We start from the raw sequence: 23,222 nt of genomic DNA, 5'->3' as shown, positions 1-23,222 counted from the left end.
GGAACTTGGGAAGGAGACCTGGGTGATCGAGCTTGAGGGCGTGCCCGAGCTGATCGACCCGGTCATGGTGGCCGCGTTCGAAGGCTGGAACGACGCGGGTGACGCGGCCTCCGGTGCGGTCGCGCACCTGGACCGGGAGTGGAAGGGAGAGGTCTTCGCCGCGCTCGACGCCGAGGACTACTACGACTTCCAGGTCAACCGGCCGACGGTGTGGCTGGACAACGGGGTCCGGAAGATCACCTGGCCGACGACGCGGCTGTCCGTGGTGCGGATCGGCGGCGCCAGCCCGCGCGACCTCGTCCTCGTACGGGGCATCGAACCGTCGATGCGGTGGCGGTCGTTCTGCAACGAACTCCTCGGCTTCGCCCACGAACTGGGCGTCGAGATGGTCGTCATCCTCGGCGCACTCCTCGGCGACACCCCGCACACCCGTCCGGTACCCGTCAGCGGGGTGACCTCCGACCCCGACCTGGCGCGGACCATGCACCTGGAGGAGACCAAGTACGAGGGCCCCACCGGCATCGTCGGCATCCTGCAGGAGGCCTGCACCCACGCCGGGGTCCCCGCCGTGTCCCTGTGGGCGGCCGTCCCCCACTACGTCTCCCAGCCGCCGAACCCGAAGGCGACCCTCGCCCTCCTGAACCGGCTGGAGGACCTCCTCGACCTGCGGATCCCGCTCGGCGAACTGCCCGAGGACGCGCGGGCCTGGCAGTTGGGCGTCGACCAACTCGCCGCGGAGGACAGCGAAGTCGCGGAGTACGTCCAGACGCTGGAGGAGGCGCGGGACACCGCGGACCTGCCGGAGGCGTCCGGGGACGCCATTGCCCGGGAGTTCGAGCGGTACCTGCGGAGGCGGGATCCGGGGGCCGAGCCGGGGCCGGGCCCCGGGCCGGGGGCCGCCGCGGCCGGTGGCAGCGGAGACGGGTCGTACCTGCGGGACACCTCGTCCGGGCGGACCCGCCCGCCGCGCCGAGCCGTGGATCCGGACCCGAACTCGGACTCGGACCCGGAGCTGAATCCGGAGCCGGGGCCCGCGGCCGGGCAGGAGCCGGGGGATGACGCCGCCCCGGGCGCGCCGGAGCCGCCGCAGCCGTAACCCCGCGGGGCGGGCCCTGCCGATGCCGCCCCGGGCCGAGTTCCGGGTCTGCCGCCAGGTGCTTCGAAGCCGGGGCGGGGTGGGGAGTGCCGCTGCGCGGAGCCGTTCCCCACCCCGCCCCTTCCCGAAACTGTGGGCTCCGCCCCCGGACCCCGTTCCGGGCGCTCCGCACCCGGTGCGCTCAAACGCCGCGCGGGCTGGAATTCCCCCGACGCGGCCCACATCCCAGCCCGCCGACGTGCATTCCAGCCTCGCCGACGTTGGCGCATTCCAGCCCCGCCGGCGTTTGAGGCGCGGGGGGCCGGAGCGGCGCCGTTGCGGGGATTACAGGGCTACGCCCAGGAGGGCGTCCACCGTGCGGGTGACGAGCCCCGGGGCGGCGGTGTCGGTGCCGTCGGTGGCGTTCTGGGCGTCGGCCCAGCGGTCGACGGCCGCCAGGGCCGAAGGAGCGTCCAGGTCGTCGGCGAGGGCTTCGCGGACCTCCTCGACGAGCGCGTCGGCGGGGATGCCGTCCGGCCGGGACACGGCCGCGCGCCAGCGCGCCAGCCGGGCTTCCGCCTCCGCGAGGACGTCGTCGGTCCACTCCCAGTCCGCCCGGTAGTGGTGGGCGAGCAGCGCGAGGCGGATGGCCGCCGGGTCAACGCCGCCCCGCCGCAGGGCGGAGACGAAGACGAGGTTGCCCTTGGACTTGGACATCTTCTCGCCGTGCAGGGCGACCATGCCCGCGTGGACGTACGCCTTGGCCATCGGGAACTCGCCCGTGAGGACCTGCGCGTGCGAGGCGCCCATCTCGTGGTGCGGGAAGGCCAGGTCGGATCCGCCGCCCTGGATGTCGAAGCCCATGCCCAGGTGCTCCAGGGCGATGGCGACGCACTCGATGTGCCAGCCGGGGCGGCCCCGGCCGAGGGAGGCGCCGTCCCAGCTGGGCTCGCCGTCGCGGGCGGCCATCCACAGCATCGGGTCGAGCGGGTTCTTCTTGCCCGGGCGGTCCGGGTCCCCGCCGCGTTCCGCGGACAGCAGGCGCATGGCCTGCGCGTCGAGGTTCGACACGCCGCCGAAGTGGGTGTCGGACTCCACGGAGAAGTAGATGTCGCCGTCCAGCTCGTACGCGGCGCCCGCGTCGCGCAGCCGCTCCACCAGCGGCACGATGCCCGGTATGGCCTCGACGGCGCCGATGTAGTGCCGCGGGGGCAGCATCCGCAGGGCGGTCATGTCCTCGCGGAAGAGGGCCGTCTCGCGCTCCGCGAGCTCGGTCCAGTCGTGGCCGTCGCGCAGGGCCCGCTCCAGGAGGGGGTCGTCGACGTCCGTGACGTTCTGCACGTAGTGAACCTGCCGCTTGGTGTCGAGCCACACGCGCTGAACGAGGTCGAACGCGTTGTAGGTCGCCGCGTGACCGATGTGGGTCGCGTCGTAGGGCGTGATGCCGCAGACGTAGATGCGGGCGACGGGCCCGGGGTCGAGGGTGATCTTCCCCTGGGTCGCGGTGTCGTGGATCTGGAGGTCGCGGCCCTTGCCGGGAAGGGCGGGGACCTCAGAAGCGGGCCAGGCATGCATGTGTCGAGCCTAACCGGACGCCTGTTCCGTCAACGAACCGGACCAGCACTGTTGGCCGAATAGGCACTCTTGCGGTCCTACTCGTTCTGTGCGTGCCGCGTCCGGCCTGTTCAGACGGGGGGCCAGGGGATGGACGGCCATTGCCCGGAGGGCTGGGGGTGCACTCCGGTGTGTCGCAGACGGTCCACGCGGGCCCGTACGGCGGCCAGCTCGGCAGGGGTGATCAGTGCGGCCAGCCGGGTGGCGAGCGGCGCCCCGGCGGCGAGCTGCCGCTCCAGGCCGGCCAGCACGGAGCGCGCCTCGTCGGTCAGCGGTTCGCCGGCCCAGCCCCACAGGAGGGTGCGCAGCTTGTCCTCGACGTGGAAGGTCACGCCGTGGTCGATGCCGTAGAGGCGGCCGTCGGGTGCGGCCAGCAGGTGGCCGCCCTTGCGGTCGCCGTTGTTGATCACGGCGTCGAGGACGGCGAGGCGGCGCAGCCGCGCGTCGTCGGCGTGGACGAGGAGTGCGGTGCGGCCCTCGCCGATGTCGGCGAAGGCGACCGGTTTCCAGCCGTCCCCCGCCTCCCCGCCTTCGACGAGGGCGAGCAGCCCGTCGGCCCCGGAGGCTCCGTCCGCGGCCGCGGCCGCGTCCGTGGTCTCGTCGGAGTGGATCCACTGCTGGACCATGCCCTCGCCGTACGGGCCGTCGCGCAGCACCGTCGGCGGGACCAGGCCCCAGCCGGTGGCCTCGGAGACCAGGTAGGCGGCGACCTCCCGGCGGGCGAGGTTGCCGTCGGGGAAGTCCCACAGCGGGCGCTCGCCCTTGACCGGCTTGTACACGCAGTCGGCGCTCGCGCCCCCGTACGCGACCGTGCACAGCAGTACGGCGTTGGACGCTCCGGAGATCCGGCCGACGACCGTCAGCTCGCCCTTGGCGAGCAGTTCCTCCCGCTCCCCCGTGGTGTTCACACCTGGCGCCGGTAGCCGTTCTGCCGCGGGCATACGTGTCCCTCCGGGTCCAGCGGGAGGCTGCACAGCGGGCACGGCGGCCGGCCGGCGTTGACGACGTCCAGGGCCCGCTTGGCGAAGGCCCGGGCCTGGGCGCCGGTGAGGCGGACCCGCAGCATCGGCGGGCCGTTCTCCTCGTCCTGGAGGAGCCGCTCCTCCGCTTCGGCGAGGTCCTCCTCGGAGTCGGCCTCCAGTTCCACCAGTGCCTGGGCCTCGACGATCATCCGCTGGTGTTCGCCGTCCCAGGCGAGGGCCATGGTCCCGACGCGGAACTCCTCCTCGACGGGGACGTCCAGGGGGGCGGTGTCGGCGGCCTCGGCGGGGGCCACGGCGGGCACGGGGGCGTTGCCGCCGGTGCGCCGTACGACCTCGTCCAGCAGTTCGTCCATCCGCTCGGCGAGCGCCGCGACCTGGGTCTTCTCCAGGGAGACGCTGGTGACGCGGTGGCCGGCGGTGGCCTGCAGGAAGAACGTACGGCGTCCCGGCAGACCGACCGTGCCGGCCACGAAGCGGTCCGGCGGGTCATAGAGGAACACCTGACGGGGCACGTCCAGTCTCCAAGTCTGGGGGTCCCCCGGGACGGAGTCTGGGGGAAGCAGGGGCGGGCGCAGGGGCAGGGGCGCGGTGGCACCCATGTGTTGGCCCGTCCACCCTACTGCGCCGTTCGATCACGCCGCTCCCGCGCCGCCGCCCACGACCGCGTTCCCGTGGTCCTCGGTGGCCGCCTCGAAGGTCTCGGTGTCGGCCGCGGCCGCGTCGGGTACGCGGGCGGGGCGCGGGGCGAGCGAGCCGAAGTCGCCGGTGTCGCCGAGCCGGAGCAGGAAGGGCCGGGTAGGGGTGTAGCGGACGGCGGTGACCGAGCAGGGGTCGACGTGGAGGCGCTGGAAGAGGTCCAGGTGCATGCCGAGGGCGTCCGCCACCAGGGCTTTGATGATGTCCCCGTGGGAGCACATGAGGAAGACGGCGTCGCTGCCGTGCTCCTCCTCGATGCGGGTGTTCCACTCCCGTACGGCGTCCACGGCACGCGCCTGCATCGCGCGCAGCGATTCCCCTCCGGGGAAGGCGGCGGCGGACGGATGGTGTTGGACGATCTTCATGAGGGGCTGTTCGGCGAGTTCGGAGAGTTTGCGGTTCGACCAGTCGCCGTAGTGGCATTCGCCGATCCGCTCGTCGGTGTGCAGCGGCAGCCCGGGGCGTGCGGCGAGCAGTGGTGCGAGGGTCTCCCGGCAGCGCTGGAGCGGGCTCGTGACGGCGGCGGCGATGGGCACTGCGGCCAGCCGTTCGGGGAGTGCCGCGGCCTGCTCCGCACCGCGCTCGTCGAGGGCCACGCCGGGCGTCCATCCGGCGAGCAGCCCTGCGGTGTTGGCGGTGGACCGCCCGTGTCGTACGAGGATCAGCGTGGCCATGGCGCCAAGGGTAGGCCCTGGCGTGCGGGAACAGGACGGGGCGGCGGCGCCCGGGTGCGCGCCCGGCGCGTCCGGGGCACAATGCCCGGCGTGATTGTCGACTGCGCGCTGTACCGGAACGGCCGCCGCTCCGCTGCCCCCGAGGACTTCTCGGACGCCCTCGACATGGCCCGGGCGGCGGGGGACGCCTTCGTCTGGATCGGCATGCACGAGCCGACGGAAGAGGAATTCGAGCACGTCAGCCGTGAGTTCGGGCTGCACCGGCTGGCCGTGGAGGATGCGCTGACCGCGCACCAGCGGCCGAAGCTGGAGGTGTACGACGACTCGCTGTTCGTGGTCCTCAAGCCGGTGCTGTACGACGACGCCGCGGACACGGTGACCGCGGGCGAGCTGATGGTGTTCATCGGCGACTCGTTCGTGGTCACCGTCCGGCACGGCGAGGGGGCGGCGCTGGCCGCCGTACGGCGCCGGCTGGAGCAGGAGCCCGAGGTCCTGCGGCACGGCCCGACGGCGGTGCTGTACGCGGTGTCGGACGCGGTGGTGGACCACTACATGGAGGTGGCCGACGAGCTCCAGGCGGACCTGGAGGAGCTGGAGGCCGAGGTCTTTGCGCCGGCCGGCCGGGACACGCGGCACACCGCGGCCCGGATCTACGGTTTCAAGCGGCAGGTGCTGGAGTTCCGGCGGGCGGCGGGCCCGCTGCTGCAGCCGATGGACCGGCTCGCGTTCGGGAGCGTGCCGTTCGTGCACGGGCCGGCGCAGCCCTTCTTCCGCGATGTCGCCGACCACCTGGCGAAGGCGAACGAGCACGTGGAGGGCCTGGACCGGCTGCTGTCGGACGCGCTGGCCGCGCACTTGGCGCAGGTCGGGGTCCGGCAGAACGACGACATGCGCAGGATCTCCGCGTGGGCGGCGATGGCGGCCGTCCCGACCATGGTCGCGGGGGTCTACGGGATGAACTTCGACCGGATGCCGGAGCTGCGGCACGCGTGGGGCTATCCGGCGGTGCTCGCGGTGATGGCGGCGGCCTGCCTGGGCCTGCACCGGCTGTTCAAGAACCGGGGCTGGCTGTAGGGCCGCGGCGCGGGAGGCCGGGCTACGCGAACTCGGGTGCGGGGGTGGGTGCGCCGCCGAGGGCGTTGCGCCGTTCCGGCAGGCGGAGGCTGATCATGCGGTGCCAGCCGGCGAACCGCTCGTACGCGTACGTCCCGCGGATCCCGGCGGCGAGCGCGGCCGACTTGGGGGCGGGCCAGTGCAGCAGCCGGCCCATGTGCGCCATGACGGCGAGGCTCACGTCCCGGTAGATGGCGATCTCGGCGAGGGCGCTCTCGCGCAGCACCCGCTGGATGGTCCTGCCGTGTCCGTCGCGGGCGAGGCGCAGCAGTTCCTCGTGGCAGTAGGCGAGGTGGTTGTCCTCGTCGCGGCTGATCACGCGGATGGCCCTGCCGACGAGGGGGTGGTCGCCGAAGTGCCGGACGAGCATGTCCATCTGGTCGGCGGCGCGCTGTTCGGTGACCCGGCTGTGCGCGAGGTAGACGACGATGTCGTCCTCCGTCAGCTGTTCCTCGGCGCGCAGCTTGGCGTGTGCGAGGCCGATGCCGCGCCGCTCCAGCAGCATCGTGTAGTCGGTTTCGGGCGGTACGGGGACCTCGGGCAGGCCGCGCTTGCGCAGCAGGGCCTGGAAGATGCGGCCGTGCTTGTCCTCGTCGGCGCCGTGCCGGGTGATCTTGGGGGCGAGGCCGCGCATGCTGTCGGGCACCAGGGCCGCGATCCGGGCGTTCTCCCAGCCGCCCTGGGTCTCCCCGCTGGCGGCGATGGAGCAGAAGAGCTGGAAGGAGTCGTCGTTGTCGACGATCTCCTGGAAGAGGCTGCGGGCAGAGAGCATGCATCGAGTCAACGGCCGTTCCGGGACCCGGGCAACCGATAGGTCGCACTACTCGGCCGAATGAACGACCCGCGGGGGTGAACCGGGGGCGTAACCCGGCGGACACCGCGCGCGTTGTTGCCTGTGTCGGCCGTGGCGGGGAAGACCCCCGAGCCCCCACCACGGCCGCAGGCTTCGACCGGCCCGGGCGTCCCCCGGGCCCGTTCCGTTCCGGGCCGGAACGGTCCGGCCCGTTCCGTTTCCGGCCCGTTCCGTTTCCGGTGCGGGATCAGGCGAGGCCGGCGCGCTCCAGGGCGTCCGTGCCGGCGCGCAGGGCCGTGAGCCGCTCGTCCAGGGTGAACCCGGCCGGGGCGAGGGTGAGGGTGGTGACCCCGGCCTCGGCGTAGGCCCGCATGCCGTCCGCGATGCGGTCCACGGAGCCGAGGAGGGTGGTGGAGTCGATCAGGGAGTGCGGGACGGCCGCGGCGGCGCCCGCCTTGTCGCCCGCCAGGTACTTGTCCTGGATCTCGGCGGCTTCCTTCTCGTAGCCCATGCGCTGGGCGAGCTGGTTGTAGAAGTTCTGCTTGCGGCTGCCCATGCCGCCCACGTACAGGGCGGTGTACGGGCGGAACATGTCGGCGAGGGCGGTCACGTCGTCGCCGACGGCCAGCGGCACGGTGGGGCAGACGTCGAAGCCGTCCATGGTGAGCCCGGCCTTCTCGCGGCCCGCCCGGATGTGGGTGAGGGCGGTGGCCTCCAGGTGCTCGGCCGCGGGGAAGATCAGCAGGGCGCCGTCGGCGATCTCGCCGGTCTGCTCCAGGTTCTTCGGGCCGATGGCGGCGATGTAGAGCGGGATGCGCTCGCGCTCCGGGTGCACGGTCAGCTTGATCGGCTTGCCGGGGCCGCCCGGCAGGGGCAGGGTCCAGTGCTCGCCCTCGTAGGAGAGGCGCTCGCGGGTCATCGCCTTGCGGACGATCTCCACGTACTCGCGGGTCCGGGCGAGGGGCTTGTCGAACTTCACGCCGTACCAGCCCTCGGAGACCTGGGGGCCGGAGACGCCGAGGCCGAGCCGGAACCGCCCCTTGGTGAGGGAGTCCAGGGTGGCCGCGGTCATCGCGGTCATGGCGGGCTGGCGGGCCGGGATCTGCATGATCGCGGAACCGACGTCGATGCGCTCGGTCTGGGCCGCGACCCAGGAGAGCACGGTCGGCGCGTCGGAGCCGTAGGCCTCGGCGGCCCAGCACACGTCGTAGCCGAGGCGGTCCGCCTCCTGCGCCACGGCGAGGTTGTCCGCGTCCATGCCGGCGCCCCAGTAGCCGAGATTGATGCCGAGCCGCATATGTCGTCCCCTTACCGGTTTACCGATCAGTAACGTTGTTGTGAGCAGGGACTGTAGCGCGCCCGGCTTCGCCGCGTCAGTGCCCCAGTAGTCTCAGCGGTCATGGAGCAGAGGCATCTCGGCCGCACCGGCCTGCGCGTGTCCCGGATCGGCCTCGGCACCCTGACCTGGGGCCGGTCGGCGGACGGGCCGGACGAGGCGGGCGCCGCCGAGCAGTTGAAGACCTTCTGGGACGCGGGCGGCACCCTCGTCGACACGGCCGACGTGTACGGCGGCGGCGAGGCGGAGTACCTGCTCGGGCAGATCGTCGGCGGGCTCGTGCCGCGCCGGGAGCTGGTCATCGCGACCAAGGCGGGCGGCGTCGCGGACCCGGACCGGCGCTTCGACGGCTCGCGCGGGCACCTGCTGGCCGCCCTGGACGACTCGCTGGGCCGGCTGGGCACCGACTACGTGGACCTGTGGCAGATCCACGCCTTCGACCCGGCGACCCCGCTGGAGGAGACCCTGCAGGCGCTGGACCTGGCCGTGAGCAGCGGGCGAGCCCGCTATGCGGGGGTGGCGGAGTTCAGCGGCTGGCAGCTGGCGAAGGCGGCGACCTGGCAGCTGGCGGCGCCGGGCGGGGGCCGGACCCGGCTGGCCGGCGCCCAGATGGAGTACTCGCTGCTCCAGCGGGGCGTGGAGCGGGAGGTGCTGCCGGCGGCGCTGGACCTGGGCGTCGGCCTGCTGCCGTCGTCGCCGCTGGGACGCGGGGTGCTGACGGGCAAGTACCGGGCCGGGATCCCGGCGGACTCCCGCGGCGCGTCGCCGGCCATGGGCGCCTTCGTGGAGCCGTACCTGGACGAGGCGTCGGGCCGGATCGTGGACGCGGTGGCCACGGCCGCCCACGGCCTGGCCGTGACCCCGCTCCAGGTGGCGCTGGCGTGGGTGCGGGACCGGCCGGGGGTGGCCGCGCCGATCGTCGGCGCGCGGACCGCCGCACAGCTGGCGGAGGCGCTGTCGGTGGAGGCCCTTAGTCTTCCGGAGGAGATCCGCCGGGCGCTGGACGATGTGTCGGCCCCGGTGCACCGCTACCCCGACCAGGACTGGAGCACGCTGTGAGTACGGACCGCCACGCCGCCGAGCCGGCCTCCCCCGGCCCGCAGGGCGAGGCCCCGCAGGCCCCCGCCACCGGACCCGCCGAAGCGGCCCCGGCCGGCGCCCCGGGCCCGGCCCCCGAGAAGCCGCCGGCGGCCGGCACAGCGACCCCCGACACGGCCGCCCCGGCCGAAGCCGAGGCGCCGAAGGCCGCGGACGCAGAATCCGGCACAGGGGCGCCGTCGGCATCCGATGAGACCGGAACCGACCCCACCGAGCCCGAGACCCCCTCCGACGGGGACGACACCGCCGAAGCGGAGACAGGCCCCGGCAGCGGCGCGGAGACTCCCACGGCATCCGCCGAAGCCGGAGACGGCGCCACCGAGCCCGAGGCCCCCACCGACGGGGACGAAGGCCCCGGTGCAGCGGCATCCGGCGGAGCCGGGGACGGCGACGGCGGGGTGGCGGGCGGTGCCGGGGGGCCGGGGGCGGAGCCCACGGTTTCGGGAAGGGGCGGGGAGGGGGAGAGCCCCGCAGGGCCCCAGCCCACCGCGGAGGCGGAGGGTGACGCCGCGGCCCAGCAGCTGAGCGAGGCCCAGGCCGAGCTGGCGGCGCAGCGGGTCGAGCGCGAGCGCATCGCCCGCCGCAAGGCGGAACGCCCGAGCCCGGTCCAGGCCGGCGCCAAGCTCAGCGGCACGGCCGCCGACCTGCTGGCCGCCGTACGGGCCGTGGAGAGCGGGGAGAAGCCCTCCCCGCGCTACTTCGACGAGGCCCCGGCCGCTCCGCGACGGCCCGCCCCGGCCCCCGCGCAGGCGGCCCCGCCGCGCCCCCGCCCGGCCGCGGCGGCCGCCGCCGACCGGTCCCCCGCCGCCCCGTCCGCGGCGGCCGTCGAGGCCGTACGGGCCGTCCTGGGCCGCGGCGGCGCCCCCGAGCAGCTCGCCGCCCCGGCCGCCGCCGCCCTCGGCGAGGGCGCCGCCGACGCGCTCACCGAGAACCCCTGGCGCCTGCTGGCCGTGGCCGGGATCCGCCCGACCCAGGCGGACTCCTTCGCCCGGGCCCTGCTGGGCCAGGCCGCGGGCCCGGGCGACGAGCGCCGCGCCGCCGCGCTCGTCGGCTGGCTGCTGGAGCAGGCCGCTCTCAAGGGGCACACCGCCCTGGAGGCGCCCACCCTGGAGTCCGCCCTGGACCGGTACGGGGTTCCGCAGCCGGCCGAGGCCCTGGAGCAGGCCGTCGCCGAGGGTCTGGTCCTGGTCTTCCACGAGCCGCTGGGCGCGCCCGTCGCGGAGGGCGAGGAGCAGCCCGTGAGGGTGCTGATGGGCCTGGAGGCGTACGCGCTGGCCGAGGAGAGCCTGGCCGACGGCCTGGCCCGGCTGGCGGGCACCTTCACCGGCGCCGCGGGCTCGGCGGACGCCGCGGACGCCGCGGACGCCGCGGACTGGGAGGCGGCCGCCACCGGAACGGGCGCCGAGCTGATCCGGGCGGTCGCCGCGCACGGCCTGGTCGTCCACACCGGCGGCGAAGCGGCCCGCGCCGAGCCGCTGGCCCTGCTGGAGGCCGCCGGAAAGCTGGGCCTGCGCACCTGCCTGGCCGCGCACGCCCCCGCGCCGGGTGCCGTCACCGTGGCCGGGCTGCTGGCCGGGACCGAGGGGCCGGAGCGGGACGCGGACGGGCAGTTCGCGCTGGATCTGCTCGTGGTGCTGGACGCGCCGCAGTTGGACGTGGAGAGCGCCGCCGAGCTGGTGGAGTCGGTGCCCGACGGGGCCCGGCTGGTGCTGTCCGGGGATCCGGCGGTGCTCGGGTCGGCGGGTCCGGGCCGGGTGTTCGCGGATGTGCTCGCGGCCCGCGTCTGCCCGCAGCCGGTCTCCCGCATCCCCGATCCGGGGCCGCTCGGCGAGCTGGTCTCGGGCATCGGGATCGGCGAGCTGAACCAGGTCGAGGCCCCCGGCAAGGAGGTCGTCATCGTCCCCGTGCGCGATGCGGGCGAGGCGGTGCACCGGACCGTGCAGCTGGTGGCGGAGTCGGTGCCGCGGGCTTTCGGGATCGGCGCGGACGGCATCCAGGTGATCACCCCGGGCCACGGCGGCCCGGCGGGCACCCGGGCGCTGAACGCGGCGCTGAAGGAGCGGCTGAACCCCGGCCCGGGCCGGTTCGACGGCTTCGACCCCGGCGACCGGATCGTCCACGTGCCCTCGCCCGGGCGGGCCGTTCCGGGCCGGGTGGTCTCGGCGGACGCGGAGGGCCTCCACCTGGACACCGCGGGCGGGCCGGTCGTCGTGCCGAAGGAGCGGGTGGCGGCACAGGTGCGGCACGGCTGGGCGGTGACGGCGCATCAGGCCGTCGGCATGCGCTGGCCGGCGGTGGTGGCCGTCCTGCCCGGTGACGCGGCGCAGACGCTGTCGCGGGACTGGGTGTACACGGCGTTCGGCCGGGCCGAGCGGCACCTGTCGGTGGTGCACGGCGTCGACCAGGCGCTGCCGCGCGCGGTCGCGGAGGTGCTGCCGAAGCCGCGTACGACGCGGCTGGCGGGTCTGCTGCGGACGCAGGCCGCGGCGGCCGGGGAGCAGCCGGAGTAGCCACCGGAACCGCCGACGGAACCGCCTACGGAACGGCCGACGCGGCCCCTGCCCTGCCCGGGCGGGGGCCGCGTCGCCGTTTGCGGCCTCGGGCGGATCAGGCGGGGGCGAAGCCGGGCTCGGCCGCCTCGTCGTCCTCGCCCTCGTCCACCTCCTCGTCCTCGTCCTCGTCGTCGTCGTCGAAGACGGAGCTGACGTCGAACCGGTGCAGTACGTCCTGCGGATCGGTGTTCCCGAAGGGCGAGCCCAGCCACTCCCCCGGCTCCGCGGCCTCGCGCGCGGCGGCGATCCAGAGGGTCGAGTCGCCCTCCTCCAGGCCGAAGTCCTTCGCGCGGGAGGCGATTTCGTCGGGCTCGTACTCCCCGAAGAGGACGCCGAGCGCACCGGCGGTGCCGCCGTCGTGGACGAGTTCGGCCTCTCTGTCGTGCGCCGCGACCCGGTCGGCCTGGGCGATCAGCCGCGCCGGCTTGGAGACGGTGTAGTCGCGGCGGATGAGCACGCTGAACGCGGCGGGCTCGGCGGGTCCGCGGTACGGGGCTCCGTCCTCGGGCGTGGGGATCTCGAACGGCGTGACCTCGTCGTACCGGTCGTAGAGCAGTTCGTCGTACTCCTCGGCGGCGGCGGCGAGTTCGTTGAATGCGGCGTAGACGGCCGGGTCCTCGTCCCCGATCCTGCTCTCGACCGCGGCGAGGTGACGGTCGATGGCGGCCTTGACCGCCTCGGCGGCGGCGCGTACCTCGGCAACAGTGGGCAGAGCGGCATCAGACATAGTGCAGACGCTATCCGTAGCGGGGCTGTGCCCGCACAATAGATGCGATGCCGGAATACGAATTCGTCGACGTGTACGTGCCCCGCGGCGTCCCCCGCAGCGAGGCGACCCGACTGCTGACCGACCATGCCGAGTACGGGCATTGGGAGCTGGACCGGCTGACCCTGCACCGGGACGGCAGCCGGCGCGTGCGGCTGCGGCGGCGGATCATCCGTCAGGTCCGCGCCACGTGGTGACGCGGACCCCGTGGACGGGGCCCGCGTCGCCGTGAGGGCCCGTCAGGTCGTGGTGCGGGCACGCCGGTAGAGCAGAGCGCCGGCGATCAGCGTTCCGGCGGCGAGCGGAAGGCCCACGCCGAGGACGTCCCCGGCGCCGGTCGCCGCGAGTCCCGCCTGCCGGGCGGGCGCGATCCCGATGCCGGTCCCGGTGTCCGTCCCCGGGGTCACCGTTCCGGTCCCGGGCCCACCCGGGGTCCCGGGCTGGCCGGGCGTACCCGGCGTGCCGGGCTGACCGGGAGTGCTCGGCGTACCCGGCTGACCGGGAGTGCTCGGCTGGCCCGGCGTACCCGGCTGACCGGGCGTGCTCGGGGTGCCGGGCTGGCCCGGAGTGCTCGGCGTACCGGGCTGACCGGGCGTGCTCGGCGTACCGGGCTGGCCTGGAGTGCTCGGCTGGCCCGGCGTACCGGGCTGACCGGGCGTACTCGGCGTACCGGGGTTGCCCGGGTGTTCGCCCTCGTCGCACGGCTCGTCCGGCCCGCCGGGCTGGCCCGGGTACCCCGGGTTCTCCGGCTTCGGATTGTCCGGCTTCGGGTTGTCCGGCTTCGTCGGCTTGGCCGGCTTCGCCGATTCGTTGGAACAGCGGTTGCCGAAGGCCGGGTTGAGTCCCCCGATGACCGTGACCGTGTTCCCGCAGACGTTCACCGGAACGTCCACGGGCGCTTGGACGTTGTTCCCGGACAGGACGCCCGGGGAGTTCGCGGCATGGCCGGACGCGCCGGAGTCGGCGTGCGCGTATCCCCCGCCGAGCGCGAGCACACCCCCTGCCGCCGCCATGGTGATCAGGGTCTTCCTGGTGACCGCTGCCTGTCGTCGCATCTGTGTGTTTCCCCCAGCTGAAAAAACGAACGGCCGGGCCCTGAAGCCCGGCGGCCCCGGAACGCTGGGATGCGTTCCGGGGCCCAAGACTTCAGGTGCGTCAGGCGTTGACGCAGGTGTTGCCGAAGGCCGGGTTCAGCAGGCCGACGACGTTGATGGTGTTGCCGCAGACGTTCACCGGGATGTGGATCGGGACCTGAACGACGTTGCCGGACAGGACACCGGGGGAGCCGATGGCCGCACCCTGGGCACCCGCGTCGGCAACGGCCAGGCCGGCACCCGCGAGAACGAGACCACCGGTGGCGGCGGCAGCGGCCACAACCTTCTTCAGCATTGTTCCTCCTAGTAGGCAATGCGGTCCCAGCCGCGGACCGCATCACCTGTAACGAGGAGGGATCACCGGGGCTACGAGCGTATGAGCGCATTCACTCTTCCCAGTGGAATGCGCACACCTTCGCGAATCTCAGCAGTTGTCAATGAATCGGTCGAGGACGCGCGCGCCGAACTTCAGCCCCTCCACCGGCACCCGCTCGTCCACCCCGTGGAACATCCCCGCGAAGTCCAGCTCCGGCGGCAGCTGCAGCGGAGCGAAGCCGAAGCAGCGGATGCCGAGGTCGTCGAAGGACTTGGCGTCGGTGCCGCCGGACAGCATGTACGGGACGGCGCGCGCGATCGGGTCCTCGGCCTTGAGGGCGCTCTGCATGGCGTCGACGAGTCGGCCGTCGAAGTCGGTCTCCAGGGCCTTGTCGGCGTGCACGTCCTCCCGCTTCACGCGCGGGCCGAGGATCCGGTCGAGGTCGGCGAAGAACTCGTCCTCGTAGCCGGGCAGGAAGCGGCCGTCCACGTGGGCGGTGGCCTGGCCGGGGATGACGTTCACCTTGTAGCCGGCGCCCAGCATGGTCGGCGCGGCCGAGTTCCGCAGCGTGGCCCCGACCATCTTGGCGATGCCGCCGAGCTTGGCGAGGGTGGCGTCCATGTCGTCGGGGTCGAGGGGGGTGCCCAGCGCGTCCGAGAGCTCGTCCAGGAAGGACCGTACGGTCTTGGTGACGCGCACCGGCCACTGGTGGCGGCCGAGCCGCGCCACGGCCTCGCAGAGCTCCGTGATCGCGTTGTCGTTGTTCGTCATCGAGCCGTGGCCCGCCGTGCCCTCCACGGTGAGCCGCATCCAGTGCATGCCCTTCTGGGCGGTCTCCACCAGGTACAGCCGCAGGTTCTCGTTCACGGTGAACGAGAAGCCGCCGACCTCGCCGATCGCCTCGGTGACCCCCTCGAACAGCCCGGGGTGCTTGTCCACGAGGTGCCGGGCACCGTACACGCCGCCCGCCTCCTCGTCGGCGAGGAAGGCCAGCACGATGTCCCGCGGGGGCTTGCGGCCGCTGCGCAGCCGGTCGCGTACGACGGCGAGCGTCATCGCGTCCATGTCCTTCATGTCGACGGCGCCGCGGCCCCACACGCACCCGTCGGCGATCTCTCCGGAGAACGGGTCGTGCGTCCAGTCGGCGGCGTTCGCCGGCACCACGTCGGTGTGCCCGTGGATCAGCAGCGCGGGACGGGAGGGGTCCTCGCCCTCGATCCGGGCGACGGTCGAGGCACGCCCCTTGTGGGACTCGAAGATCTGCGGCTCCAGCCCGACCTCGGCGAGCTTCTCCGCGACCCACTCGGCGGCCTTGCGCTCGCCGGGGCCCGAGTGGTCCCCGTAGTTGCTGGTGTCGATCCGGATGAGGTCTCTGCAGAGGTCGACGACCTCGTCCTCGCCGGAGACGGTCCTGCCCGCGCTCGACTGGCTCACGCTGCTTCCTCCCACTGATCGGTCCGACTGCCTCCCCATCCTCCCGCTTCGGCCCGCTCCGCCCAAGGGCGTCTCCGGCCGCAGGGGGCGTGATCGAGCACCCCGGAATGTTTGGTAATGTTTTCCACGTCGGAACGGCCGAGGGCCGCGAGACAGACACCTTGTCCGGGTGGCGGAATGGCAGACGCGCTAGCTTGAGGTGCTAGTGCCCTTTATCGGGCGTGGGGGTTCAAGTCCCCCCTCGGACACCACTGAGAACCCCACATCACGTGGGGTTCTCTGCTTTTCCCGGGCCTTCCCGGGCCTTCCCGGGCCTTGCCGGTTCTCCTGGTTCTTCTCGGTGCTGCTCGGTTTCTCGTCGGCAGTTCCGCCGAAAAGGCGGGGCTACCCTGGGAGCATGCTTGAGAATCTTCCCCCTTGCCCGAAATGCTCCTGTGCGTACACCTATGAGATGAACGCGCTCGTGGTCTGCCCCGAATGCGGCCACGAATGGGTTCCCGCCGAGGAGGACGCCCCCGCCGCGGACGCGGCCGGCGAGCGCGTCATCCGGGACTCCGTCGGCAACGTCCTGCAGGACGGCGACACCGTCACCGTCGTCAAGGCGCTCAAGGTGAAGGGGAGCGCCTCGGGGATCAAGGCCGGTACCAAGGTGCGCAACATCCGCCTCGTGGACGGCGTCGACGGCCACGACATCGACTGCCGGATCGAGGGCTTCGGGGCCATGCAGCTGAAGTCCAGCGTGGTGAAGAAGGCCTGACGGGCCTGAACGGCCCGGTCCGGGCCCGCAGCGGGGCCGTGGAGCCCGCGGTACGGCGAAAGGACCCCCTGCCCATCCGGCAGGGGGTCCTTTCGTCAGTTCGGGGCGTCGGTCAGCGGCGGGCGGCGGCGATCTCCGCCACGCGGCGGCGGACCAGGTACCAGCCGCCGACGAGCAGGGCGGCGATGACCGGGACGCACAGGACCGTGGTGCGGCCCACGCCGCCGTCGAGCCACATCAGGACCAGCACCGAGAAGAGGAAGACCAGGGTGATGATCTGGGTGTACGGGGCCCAGGGCAGCCGGTAGGCGGGGCGCTCGACCAGGCCCTGCTGCGAGCGGCGCCAGAAGAACAGCGAGCAGATCATGACCATCGCCCAGGTGCCGAGGATGCCGAGCGAGGCGAAGTTCAGGACGAGCTCGAAGGCGTCCTTCGGCATGAGGTAGTTCAGGCCGACGCCGGCGAGGCCGAAGGCGGCGGTGAACAGGACGCCGCCGTAGGGGACCTTGCCCTTGTTCATGCGGGCGGTGAACTTCGGGGCGGAGCCGGACATGGCCATCGAGCGCAGGATGCGGCCGGTGGAGTACAGGCCGGAGTTCAGGCTGGAGAGGGCCGCGGTCAGCACGACGAGGTTCATGATGCCGGCGGTGCCGGGGATGCCGAGCTTGTCGAAGACGGTGACGAAGGGGCTCTGGTCGGAGGAGTACGCGGTGTACGGGAGGAGCATCGCGAGCAGGACGACGGAGCCGACGTAGAAGAGGCCGACGCGCCACATGATCGAGTTGATCGCCTTCGGCATGATCTTCTCGGGGTTCTCGGTCTCGCCGGCGGCGACGCCGCACAGCTCGACGGAGGCGTAGGCGAAGACGACGCCCTGGACCACGAGGAGCATCGGGAGGACGCCGGACGGGAAGATGCCGCCGTTGTCGGTGATGGTGGACAGGCCCGGGGTGTGGCCGCCGATGTCGTGGCTGGTGGCGACCAGGTAGATGGCGACGACCAGGAAGATCGCCAGGGCGGCGACCTTGATGAGGGAGAACCAGAACTCCATCTCGCCGAAGTACTTCACCGAGATCAGGTTCGCGGTGAGGACGATGGCGAGGGCGATCAGGGCCAGGACCCACTGCGGGACGCTGGTGAACATCGACCAGAAGTGCGCGTAGGTCGCGGCGGCCGTGATGTCGGCCACAGTGGTCGTGGACCAGTTCAGGAAGTACAGCCAGCCGGCCGTGTAGGCGCCCTTCTCACCCATGAACTCGCGCGCGTACGAGACGAACGCGCCGGAGGAGGGGCGGTACAGGACGAGCTCGCCGAGGGCCCGCACGACGAAGAAGGCGAAGATGCCGCACACCGCGTACGCGATCGCGAGGGAGGGGCCCGCGCCGGCGAGCCGGCCGCCGGCACCGAGGAACAGGCCGGTGCCTATCGCCCCGCCGATGGCGATCATGTTGATGTGGCGGGACTTGAGGTCCTTGCTGTAACCCTCGTCACCTGCGTCGACGTGGGAGGCGGTGACCTTGGCGGGGGCCTCGGTCAAGGTGCGGTCACTCATGTGGGACTTCGCCTTCGTGGGTGGGACAGGCAAGCCGGGCCGCCGCGCAGGGAAGCTGGGTGGGGTCACCTGTGCGGGGTTCCGGTGGTTTTTGTCGCCATAGGAGACCATGAGCCTCCGCCATGGCCAAAACCCGGCCCTGTGCACGAAGGCCCCCGACGACCTTCGAAACAGGTGTCGGGGGCCTCGTAAAGGGGTGAAAGCGAGGGTGGTGTGCGTCTGCAGGGCAGTCAGTCGTGCGGGGTGGCCTCCGCGGCCTGGTCGAGCCTGAACGCCTCGTTCCCCAGGCCGATCCGGGCGTGCACCTCGGGCTTGCGGCTGCGCAGCACGAGCCCGTACAGCAGGCCGCCCACGGCGGCGGCGCCGATGATGCCGGGCAGTATCCAGCTGAGCGCGGAGCCCTCGCCGGCGCCGACCAGGACGCCGAAGTCCTTCACGGTGTAGGCGGCGATGCCGAGGAGGGCGATCCCGGCGGCCCCGGCCGCGAGGAGGCGCCACAGCTGGGCGGCGGCGGTGCCGCGGCGGACGAAGAAGGCGATGACGGCGACGGAGGCGGTGGCCATGAGAAGTGTCACGCCGAGGGCGCCGACGCTGCCCATCCAGGTGAACAGGTGCAGGACGGGCGTGGTGGGGTCGCCGTTCGGCTTGTCGTCGGCGGCGGCGAAGGCGAGGACGACGACGGCGGCGACGGCCGTCTGGAGCAGGGAGCCGGTGGCGGGGGCGCCGGTACCGGGGTTGGTCCGGCCGAAGGCGGCCGGGAGGAGGCCCTCGCGGCCCATGGCGAAGGCGTAGCGGGCGACGACGTTGTGGAAGCTGAGCATCGCCGCGAACATGCCGGTCACGAACAGGACGTGCAGGACGTCGGTGAAGCCGGCGCCGAGGCGTTCCCCGGTGAGCTGGAACAGCAGTCCGGGGCCGGCCTCCCCGGCGGTCTTCACGACCTCGGCGGGGCCGGTGGCGACGGTGAGGGCCCAGGCGCTCAGCGCGAAGAAGAGGGCGGCGAAGCCGACCGCGAGGAACATCACGCGGGAGACGACGATGTGCGGCTTGCTGGTCTCCTCGGCGTACACCGGGGACTGCTCGAAGCCGACGAACGCGGCGATGCAGAAGCACAGGGCGGTGCCGAGGCCGGCGCCGCCGAGGGTGGCGGGGTTGAAGGCGTGCAGGGAGAGGCCCTGCGGTCCGGGGTCGGCGAGGGCGGCGGCGTCGAAGACGACGACGAGGGCGCACTCGATGAGGAGCAGGACGCCGAGGACCCGCGCGTTCAGGTCGATCTTGAGCCAGCCGAGCGCACCGGTGACGGCGACGGCGGCCAGGGCGGGGATCCACCAGGCGACGTCGGTCTTCAGGTAGGTGGCGAAGAGGCCGGACATCTCGAAGCCGAGGATGCCGTACACGCCGACCTGCATGGCGCTGTACGCGACGAGGGCGACGAGCGAGGCGCCCGCGCCGGCGGTCGGGCCGAGGCCGCGGGCGATGTACGCGTAGAAGGCGCCGGCGTTGTGGACGTGGCGGCTCATCTCGGCGTAGCCGACGCCGAAGAGGGCGAGCACGATGCCGAGGATCACGAACAGCAGGGGCTGTCCGACGATGCCCATCACACCGAAGGTGGTGGGCATCACACCGGCGACCACCATCAGGGGGGCGCTGGCGGCCAGTACGGAGAGCAGCAGGCCGGCGGTGCCGAGCCGGCCGGCGCGCAGGGCCCGCTCCTGGCCCTTGTACGTGCGGATCTCGGCGGGGCCGGGCGGGGTGCCGAGCGTGGTGGGTCTGCCCGTCGCCATGGGGTGTCCTTTCGGGGGAAGGAAGGTCGAGCGGTGCGGGGGTGGTGCGCCCGGGGCCGCCGTCAGGCGGTGCCGAGAGCGGCGTTGCGGGCGGCGAGGAACGCCTTGCGGGGGTCGAGGTCGGGGTAGGACCAGGGGGCCCGGGTGGCGTGGCTGCCGATGCGGTGGAAGAGGGCGGCGGCCTCGGCGGGGCGGCCCTCGCAGAGCTTGGCGTGGGCGAGGAAGTTGAGGTCGACCCGGTTGCGGGGGTGGTCCTCGCGCTCCCACTCCAGCCACCAGTCAAAGGCGGCGCGCAGCACCTGGCGGGCGCGGCGGCTCGACCAGTGGGCGGCGGCGCCCTCGGGGCCGCGGCCGTGGGCGGCGGCGAGGACCCGGTAGCGCTCGGCGTGCGCGATGACCGGGAGGACGGCGAGGGGGGAGTCGGCCGGGGACTCCTCGGCGGCCCAGGCGGCGAAGTCGTAGACCTCGTGGAGCGGGTCCTGGCCGGAGGCGGGGGCGTGCTCGGCGAGGCGGGCGACCATCAGGTGGTGGGCGTGGTGGTGCTCCCGGTGCCGAGCCCGGACCTGGTCGAAGTGGCGGCTGAACTCCTCCTGGGAGCCGAAGGCGCGGGACAGCATGAGCAGGCCGAGCCAGGGGGTGGGGTCGGCGGGCAGCAGGGCGGCGGCCCGGTGGCAGGCCTCCTCGGCCTCCTCGGGTGTGCCCTTGCGGCGCAGCGCGGTGAAGACGGCGGCGCAGGCGAGGAGGGTGGCGGCGTCGGCGCTGTCGGGTTCGGCGAGCAGCCATTCGCCGGCCCAGGCGGTCGCGGCCGGGGTTTCGGCGAGGACGACGATCCGGTGGCCGCGGCGGTCCCAGTCGTCCCCCGTGCCGGCCAGGAGGGCGCGGGCCCTGGCCCACCGGCCCTGGGTGAACCGGGTCCGGACGTCCACGAGTTCGGTGTCGCACAGGGCCGGGTCGAAGAGCTGGGCCTCCCGCTTGCGGGCGCGGCCGAGGGGCGGCGGAGGCGGGGACATCCGCGGTTTTCCCTCCAGGAACACGGGCGCGGGCGGACGGTTCGGCACGTACGACGGGAACGACGAAAACGACGGGTACGCCGGGAACGGCGACGGGTACGACGGGTACGCCGGCGCGCACGACGGGACTTCGGGCGCGACGCGGGATGATCACGCACAGCAAACCGGTAGGTACAGCTCCGAGTCAAGGTCCAGTCCACTGGGTGGCGCGTTTCAACTGGTCCTGATTGGCGCAGAGTTGAGCTCCACCTTCCGGTTCGGGGCGGGTGCCGGAGCGGGCCGTAGGGTGGGCCCATGACGACGCACGAAGACCTTCCTCCCTATCTGCTGGGCTTCCCCGGGCCGCTGCGCGACGCGCTGGTGGCGGCCGTGCTGAGCGGGGCGAAGACCTCCACGACGGGCCTGCTGCCGGAGTACGAGGCCGAGGGCGAGCCGCTGCCCGAGCCGGGCGACCGGAGCGTGCTGGTGGACTCGGACGAGCGGGCGGTGGCGGTGGTGGAGGTGACGGAGGTGCGGGTGGTGCGGCTCGCCGACGTGGACCTTCGGCATGCGCTGGACGAGGGCGAGGGGTACGCGTCCGTGGCCGAATGGCGCGCCTCGCACGAGAGCTTCTGGCACAGCGATCCGGTCCGGGCGGTGATCGGCGATCCGGACTACACGGTCGACGACGACACCCTGGTGGTCGCGGAACGGTTCCGGGTCGTCGAGCGGATCGGCTGAACCGCGCCCGAAGGGGCGCGGGGAACGGCGCGACCAGCCACAACGGACCCGCAGACGACCGCCGGCAGTACGGCAGCGCCCCGAAGGGGGCGCGGAGAACTGCGCGACCGGCCACAACGGACCCGCAGGCTACAGACGGCCCGTCACAGCACCCCGCGGAGCGCTGAAGCTCAGCCGACCGCTGCCGCCGCGGCCCGGCCCGCCGCCCGGCCCGAGAAGATGCAGCCGCCGAGGAAGGTGCCCTCCAGCGCGCGGTAGCCGTGCACCCCGCCGCCGCCGAACCCGGCCGCCTCGCCGGCGGCGTACAGGCCGGGCAGTGGGTCGCCGGACTCGGTGAGCACCCGGGAGGACAGGTCGGTCTCCAGGCCGCCGAGGGACTTGCGGGTCAGGACGGACAGCCGGACGGCGATGAGCGGTCCGGCCGCGGGGTCCAGGATGCGGTGCGGGGCGGCGGTGCGCACGAGCCGGTCGCCGAGGTACTTGCGGGCGCCGCGGATGGCGGTGACCTGGAGGTCCTTGGTGAAGGGGTTGGCGATCTCCCGGTCCCGGGCCTCGGTCTCCCGGCGGACGGTGGCCTCGTCGAGCAGGTCCTCGCCGGTGACCGCGTTCATGCCGCGGACGAGCGCGGACAGGTCGCGTTCGACGACGAAGTCCGCGCCGCGGTCCATGAAGGCCTGGACCGGTGCCGGTACCGCCTGCCGGGCGCGGTCGATGACGTCGCGCACGGACCTGCCGGTGAGGTCGGGGTTCTGCTCGGAGCCGGACAGGCCGAACTCCTTGCCGATGATGCGCCGGTTGAGCACGAACCAGGTGTGGTCGTGGCCCGTCTGCATGATGTGGTCGAGGGTGCCGAGGGTGTCGAAGCCGGGGAAGAGGGGTACGGGCAGCCGTCTGCCGGTGGCGTCCAGCCAGAGCGAGGAGGGGCCGGGCAGGATGCGGATGCCGTGGCGGGCCCAGATCGGGTTCCAGTTCTCGATGCCCTCGGTGTAGTGCCACATCCGGTCCTTGTTGATGTGGCGGGCGCCTGCGTCCTCGGCGATGCCCAGCATCAGCCCGTCCACGTGCGCCGGGACCCCGGAGAGCATCCGCTGCGGCGGGGTGCCGAGCCGGGCGGGCCACTGCTTGCGCACGAGGTCGTGGTTGCCGCCGATGCCGCCGGCGGCCACGATCACGGCCTGGGCGCGCAGCTGGAAGCCGCCGACGGGCTTGCGGCTGCTCGCAGTGCCGCGTTCGGCGGCGGACGGCTCCAGGATCTCGCCGGTCACGGTGTCCAGGGCGCCCGCGGTCCGGGAGATTCCGGTGACGCGGTGGCGGAACCTCAGCCGGACCAGGCCCCGGTCGGCCCCGGCGCGGATCCGGCGGGCGAAGGGTTCGACCAGGCCGGGGCCGGTGCCCCAGGTGATGTGGAAGCGGGGTACGGAGTTCCCGTGGCCGAGGGCGCCGTAGCCGCCCCGTTCGGCCCAGCCGACCACGGGGAAGAAGCGGACGCCCTGCGCGTGCAGCCAGGACCGCTTCTCGCCGGCGGCGAAGTCGACGTACGCCTCCGCCCAGCGGCGGGGCCAGGTGTCCTCCGGGCGGTCGAAGCCGGCGGTGCCGAGCCAGTCCTGGAGGGCGAGGGCGCGGCTGTCCTTGATCCGCATCCGGCGCTGTTCGGGCGAGTCGACGAAGAACAGGCCGCCGAAGGACCAGTGCGCCTGGCCGCCGAGGGACTGCTCGGGCTCCTGGTCGAGGAGGATCACCGTGCGGCCCGCGTCGACGAGCTCGGCGGTGGCCACCAGGCCCGCGAGCCCGGCCCCGATCACGATCACGTCTGCGTCGTACGTCATGCGAAGTCGTCCTCCGGTCGCTGGTGGGG

Annotated in this window: 21 protein-coding genes and 1 tRNA gene; 8 read left to right on the top strand and 14 right to left on the bottom strand. The window is 73.3% G+C overall.

Annotated elements, in window-relative coordinates:
- Positions 1–22 precede the first annotated feature (22 nt).
- Positions 23–1,096, top strand: coding sequence for a PAC2 family protein (locus ACIQUT_RS13520; protein WP_403562617.1), 1,074 nt, complete (start codon positions 23–25; stop codon positions 1,094–1,096).
- A 324-nt stretch (positions 1,097–1,420) separates the two neighbouring features.
- Here the strand turns inward: ACIQUT_RS13520 and mshC are convergent, their stop codons facing one another.
- The 4 genes from mshC to ACIQUT_RS13500 all read right to left on the bottom strand — a co-directional run bounded on the left by mshC (position 1,421) and on the right by ACIQUT_RS13500 (position 5,042).
- Complete coding sequence (gene mshC / locus ACIQUT_RS13515) at positions 1,421–2,650, bottom strand: cysteine--1-D-myo-inosityl 2-amino-2-deoxy-alpha-D-glucopyranoside ligase (protein ID WP_403562615.1); 1,230 nt, start codon at positions 2,648–2,650, stop codon at positions 1,421–1,423.
- 110 nt (positions 2,651–2,760) lie between these two features.
- Entirely contained in the window at positions 2,761–3,630 is an 870-nt protein-coding gene (locus ACIQUT_RS13510; protein ID WP_403562613.1) for an SCO1664 family protein, read from the bottom strand.
- A complete protein-coding gene (locus ACIQUT_RS13505) occupies positions 3,594–4,184 on the bottom strand; it encodes a DUF3090 domain-containing protein (protein WP_403562611.1) in 591 nt (196 codons plus the stop codon). The genes ACIQUT_RS13510 and ACIQUT_RS13505 overlap by 37 nt, the downstream gene beginning before the upstream one ends.
- Positions 4,185–4,304: 120 nt before the next feature.
- Entirely contained in the window at positions 4,305–5,042 is a 738-nt protein-coding gene (locus ACIQUT_RS13500) for a histidine phosphatase family protein (protein WP_403562609.1), read from the bottom strand.
- Positions 5,043–5,123: 81 nt separating this feature from the next.
- Between ACIQUT_RS13500 and ACIQUT_RS13495 the strand changes: the two genes are divergently transcribed.
- Positions 5,124–6,116 carry a magnesium and cobalt transport protein CorA gene (locus ACIQUT_RS13495; protein WP_403562607.1) on the top strand — a complete coding sequence of 331 codons (993 nt, stop codon included), beginning with the start codon at positions 5,124–5,126 and terminating at the stop codon, positions 6,114–6,116.
- 22 nt (positions 6,117–6,138) lie between these two features.
- On the opposite strand, the gene ACIQUT_RS13490 is transcribed toward ACIQUT_RS13495, so the two are convergent.
- Together ACIQUT_RS13490 and ACIQUT_RS13485 are read right to left on the bottom strand one after the other, a co-directional pair.
- Complete coding sequence (locus ACIQUT_RS13490; protein WP_403562605.1) at positions 6,139–6,927, bottom strand: ferritin-like domain-containing protein; 789 nt, start codon at positions 6,925–6,927, stop codon at positions 6,139–6,141.
- A gap of 268 nt (positions 6,928–7,195) precedes the next feature.
- The gene (locus tag ACIQUT_RS13485; protein ID WP_403562603.1) at positions 7,196–8,245 is read right to left on the bottom strand and encodes an LLM class F420-dependent oxidoreductase; all 1,050 of its coding nucleotides are present in this window, start codon (positions 8,243–8,245) and stop codon (positions 7,196–7,198) included.
- A gap of 102 nt (positions 8,246–8,347) precedes the next feature.
- Here ACIQUT_RS13485 and ACIQUT_RS13480 point away from each other — a divergent pair, with 102 nt between their 5' ends.
- Together ACIQUT_RS13480 and ACIQUT_RS13475 are read left to right on the top strand one after the other, a co-directional pair.
- A complete protein-coding gene (locus tag ACIQUT_RS13480) occupies positions 8,348–9,343 on the top strand; it encodes an aldo/keto reductase (protein WP_403562601.1) in 996 nt (331 codons plus the stop codon).
- Positions 9,340–11,892, top strand: a complete 2,553-nt coding sequence (locus ACIQUT_RS13475; RefSeq protein WP_403562599.1) for a helix-hairpin-helix domain-containing protein — start codon at positions 9,340–9,342, stop codon at positions 11,890–11,892. Before ACIQUT_RS13480 ends, ACIQUT_RS13475 begins: the two co-directional genes overlap by 4 nt.
- 97 nt (positions 11,893–11,989) lie before the next feature.
- On the opposite strand, the gene ACIQUT_RS13470 is transcribed toward ACIQUT_RS13475, so the two are convergent.
- A complete protein-coding gene (locus tag ACIQUT_RS13470; RefSeq protein ID WP_403562597.1) occupies positions 11,990–12,661 on the bottom strand; it encodes a hypothetical protein in 672 nt (223 codons plus the stop codon).
- 47 nt (positions 12,662–12,708) lie between these two features.
- Between ACIQUT_RS13470 and ACIQUT_RS13465 the strand changes: the two genes are divergently transcribed.
- Positions 12,709–12,897 (top strand): DUF5703 family protein, encoded by a 189-nt coding sequence (locus ACIQUT_RS13465; RefSeq protein ID WP_360622827.1) that lies wholly within the window; start codon positions 12,709–12,711, stop codon positions 12,895–12,897.
- A 42-nt stretch (positions 12,898–12,939) separates the two neighbouring features.
- On the opposite strand, the gene ACIQUT_RS13460 is transcribed toward ACIQUT_RS13465, so the two are convergent.
- The 3 genes from ACIQUT_RS13460 to ACIQUT_RS13450 all read right to left on the bottom strand — a co-directional run bounded on the left by ACIQUT_RS13460 (position 12,940) and on the right by ACIQUT_RS13450 (position 15,544).
- Positions 12,940–13,755, bottom strand: coding sequence for a chaplin family protein (locus ACIQUT_RS13460; RefSeq protein WP_403562595.1), 816 nt, complete (start codon positions 13,753–13,755; stop codon positions 12,940–12,942).
- Positions 13,756–13,855: 100 nt separating this feature from the next.
- Entirely contained in the window at positions 13,856–14,089 is a 234-nt protein-coding gene (chpH, locus tag ACIQUT_RS13455) for a chaplin ChpH (RefSeq protein WP_385679441.1), read from the bottom strand.
- Positions 14,090–14,218: 129 nt separating this feature from the next.
- The gene (locus tag ACIQUT_RS13450) at positions 14,219–15,544 is read right to left on the bottom strand and encodes a M20/M25/M40 family metallo-hydrolase (RefSeq protein WP_403562593.1); all 1,326 of its coding nucleotides are present in this window, start codon (positions 15,542–15,544) and stop codon (positions 14,219–14,221) included.
- Between the two features lie 163 nt (positions 15,545–15,707).
- Between ACIQUT_RS13450 and ACIQUT_RS13445 the strand changes: the two genes are divergently transcribed.
- Both ACIQUT_RS13445 and ACIQUT_RS13440 read left to right on the top strand, forming a co-directional pair.
- Positions 15,708–15,795 (top strand) — tRNA-Leu (locus tag ACIQUT_RS13445).
- Positions 15,796–15,941: 146 nt separating this feature from the next.
- Positions 15,942–16,301, top strand: a complete 360-nt coding sequence (locus tag ACIQUT_RS13440) for a zinc ribbon domain-containing protein YjdM (protein WP_403562591.1) — start codon at positions 15,942–15,944, stop codon at positions 16,299–16,301.
- Positions 16,302–16,413: 112 nt separating this feature from the next.
- Here ACIQUT_RS13440 and ACIQUT_RS13435 read toward each other — a convergent pair whose 3' ends face one another.
- The 3 genes from ACIQUT_RS13435 to ACIQUT_RS13425 all read right to left on the bottom strand — a co-directional run bounded on the left by ACIQUT_RS13435 (position 16,414) and on the right by ACIQUT_RS13425 (position 20,647).
- A complete protein-coding gene (locus ACIQUT_RS13435; RefSeq protein WP_403562589.1) occupies positions 16,414–17,853 on the bottom strand; it encodes an amino acid permease in 1,440 nt (479 codons plus the stop codon).
- A 230-nt stretch (positions 17,854–18,083) separates the two neighbouring features.
- On the bottom strand, positions 18,084–19,637 hold the full coding sequence (locus tag ACIQUT_RS13430) for an APC family permease (RefSeq protein ID WP_403562587.1): 1,554 nt from the start codon (positions 19,635–19,637) through the stop codon (positions 18,084–18,086).
- Between the two features lie 62 nt (positions 19,638–19,699).
- Entirely contained in the window at positions 19,700–20,647 is a 948-nt protein-coding gene (locus ACIQUT_RS13425) for a hypothetical protein (protein WP_403562584.1), read from the bottom strand.
- Positions 20,648–20,941: 294 nt separating this feature from the next.
- Between ACIQUT_RS13425 and ACIQUT_RS13420 the strand changes: the two genes are divergently transcribed.
- Complete coding sequence (locus ACIQUT_RS13420) at positions 20,942–21,367, top strand: ASCH domain-containing protein (RefSeq protein WP_403562582.1); 426 nt, start codon at positions 20,942–20,944, stop codon at positions 21,365–21,367.
- Positions 21,368–21,537: 170 nt separating this feature from the next.
- On the opposite strand, the gene ACIQUT_RS13415 is transcribed toward ACIQUT_RS13420, so the two are convergent.
- Positions 21,538–23,193: an FAD-binding dehydrogenase gene (locus ACIQUT_RS13415; protein WP_403562580.1), complete on the bottom strand. Its 1,656-nt coding sequence runs from the start codon at positions 23,191–23,193 to the stop codon at positions 21,538–21,540.
- Between the last annotated feature and the right edge of the window lie 29 nt (positions 23,194–23,222).

The sequence above is a fragment of the Streptomyces sp. NPDC090445 genome (assembly GCF_044769385.1).
Lineage (GTDB): Bacteria > Actinomycetota > Actinomycetes > Streptomycetales > Streptomycetaceae > Streptomyces.
Note: the sequence above shows the minus strand (reverse complement) of the source record. Positions and strands in the feature narration are given on the sequence as shown.

Bases quoted from the DNA above. Each gene is read 5' to 3' on its own strand.
- chpH (WP_385679441.1), bottom strand. From the start codon at position 14,089: ATGCTGAAGAAGGTTGTGGCCGCTGCCGCCGCCACCGGTGGTCTCGTT.
- ACIQUT_RS13495 (WP_403562607.1), top strand. From the start codon at position 5,124: ATGCCCGGCGTGATTGTCGACTGCGCGCTGTACCGGAACGGCCGCCGC.
- ACIQUT_RS13465 (WP_360622827.1), top strand. From the start codon at position 12,709: ATGCCGGAATACGAATTCGTCGACGTGTACGTGCCCCGCGGCGTCCCC.
- ACIQUT_RS13470 (WP_403562597.1), bottom strand. From the start codon at position 12,661: ATGTCTGATGCCGCTCTGCCCACTGTTGCCGAGGTACGCGCCGCCGCC.
- ACIQUT_RS13430 (WP_403562587.1), bottom strand. From the start codon at position 19,637: ATGGCGACGGGCAGACCCACCACGCTCGGCACCCCGCCCGGCCCCGCC.
- ACIQUT_RS13500 (WP_403562609.1), bottom strand. From the start codon at position 5,042: ATGGCCACGCTGATCCTCGTACGACACGGGCGGTCCACCGCCAACACC.
- mshC (WP_403562615.1), bottom strand. From the start codon at position 2,650: ATGCATGCCTGGCCCGCTTCTGAGGTCCCCGCCCTTCCCGGCAAGGGC.
- ACIQUT_RS13440 (WP_403562591.1), top strand. From the start codon at position 15,942: ATGCTTGAGAATCTTCCCCCTTGCCCGAAATGCTCCTGTGCGTACACC.
- ACIQUT_RS13480 (WP_403562601.1), top strand. From the start codon at position 8,348: ATGGAGCAGAGGCATCTCGGCCGCACCGGCCTGCGCGTGTCCCGGATC.
- ACIQUT_RS13490 (WP_403562605.1), bottom strand. From the start codon at position 6,927: ATGCTCTCTGCCCGCAGCCTCTTCCAGGAGATCGTCGACAACGACGAC.
- ACIQUT_RS13425 (WP_403562584.1), bottom strand. From the start codon at position 20,647: ATGTCCCCGCCTCCGCCGCCCCTCGGCCGCGCCCGCAAGCGGGAGGCC.
- ACIQUT_RS13510 (WP_403562613.1), bottom strand. From the start codon at position 3,630: ATGCCCGCGGCAGAACGGCTACCGGCGCCAGGTGTGAACACCACGGGG.
- ACIQUT_RS13485 (WP_403562603.1), bottom strand. From the start codon at position 8,245: ATGCGGCTCGGCATCAATCTCGGCTACTGGGGCGCCGGCATGGACGCG.
- ACIQUT_RS13420 (WP_403562582.1), top strand. From the start codon at position 20,942: ATGACGACGCACGAAGACCTTCCTCCCTATCTGCTGGGCTTCCCCGGG.
- ACIQUT_RS13415 (WP_403562580.1), bottom strand. From the start codon at position 23,193: ATGACGTACGACGCAGACGTGATCGTGATCGGGGCCGGGCTCGCGGGC.
- ACIQUT_RS13435 (WP_403562589.1), bottom strand. From the start codon at position 17,853: ATGAGTGACCGCACCTTGACCGAGGCCCCCGCCAAGGTCACCGCCTCC.
- ACIQUT_RS13460 (WP_403562595.1), bottom strand. From the start codon at position 13,755: ATGCGACGACAGGCAGCGGTCACCAGGAAGACCCTGATCACCATGGCG.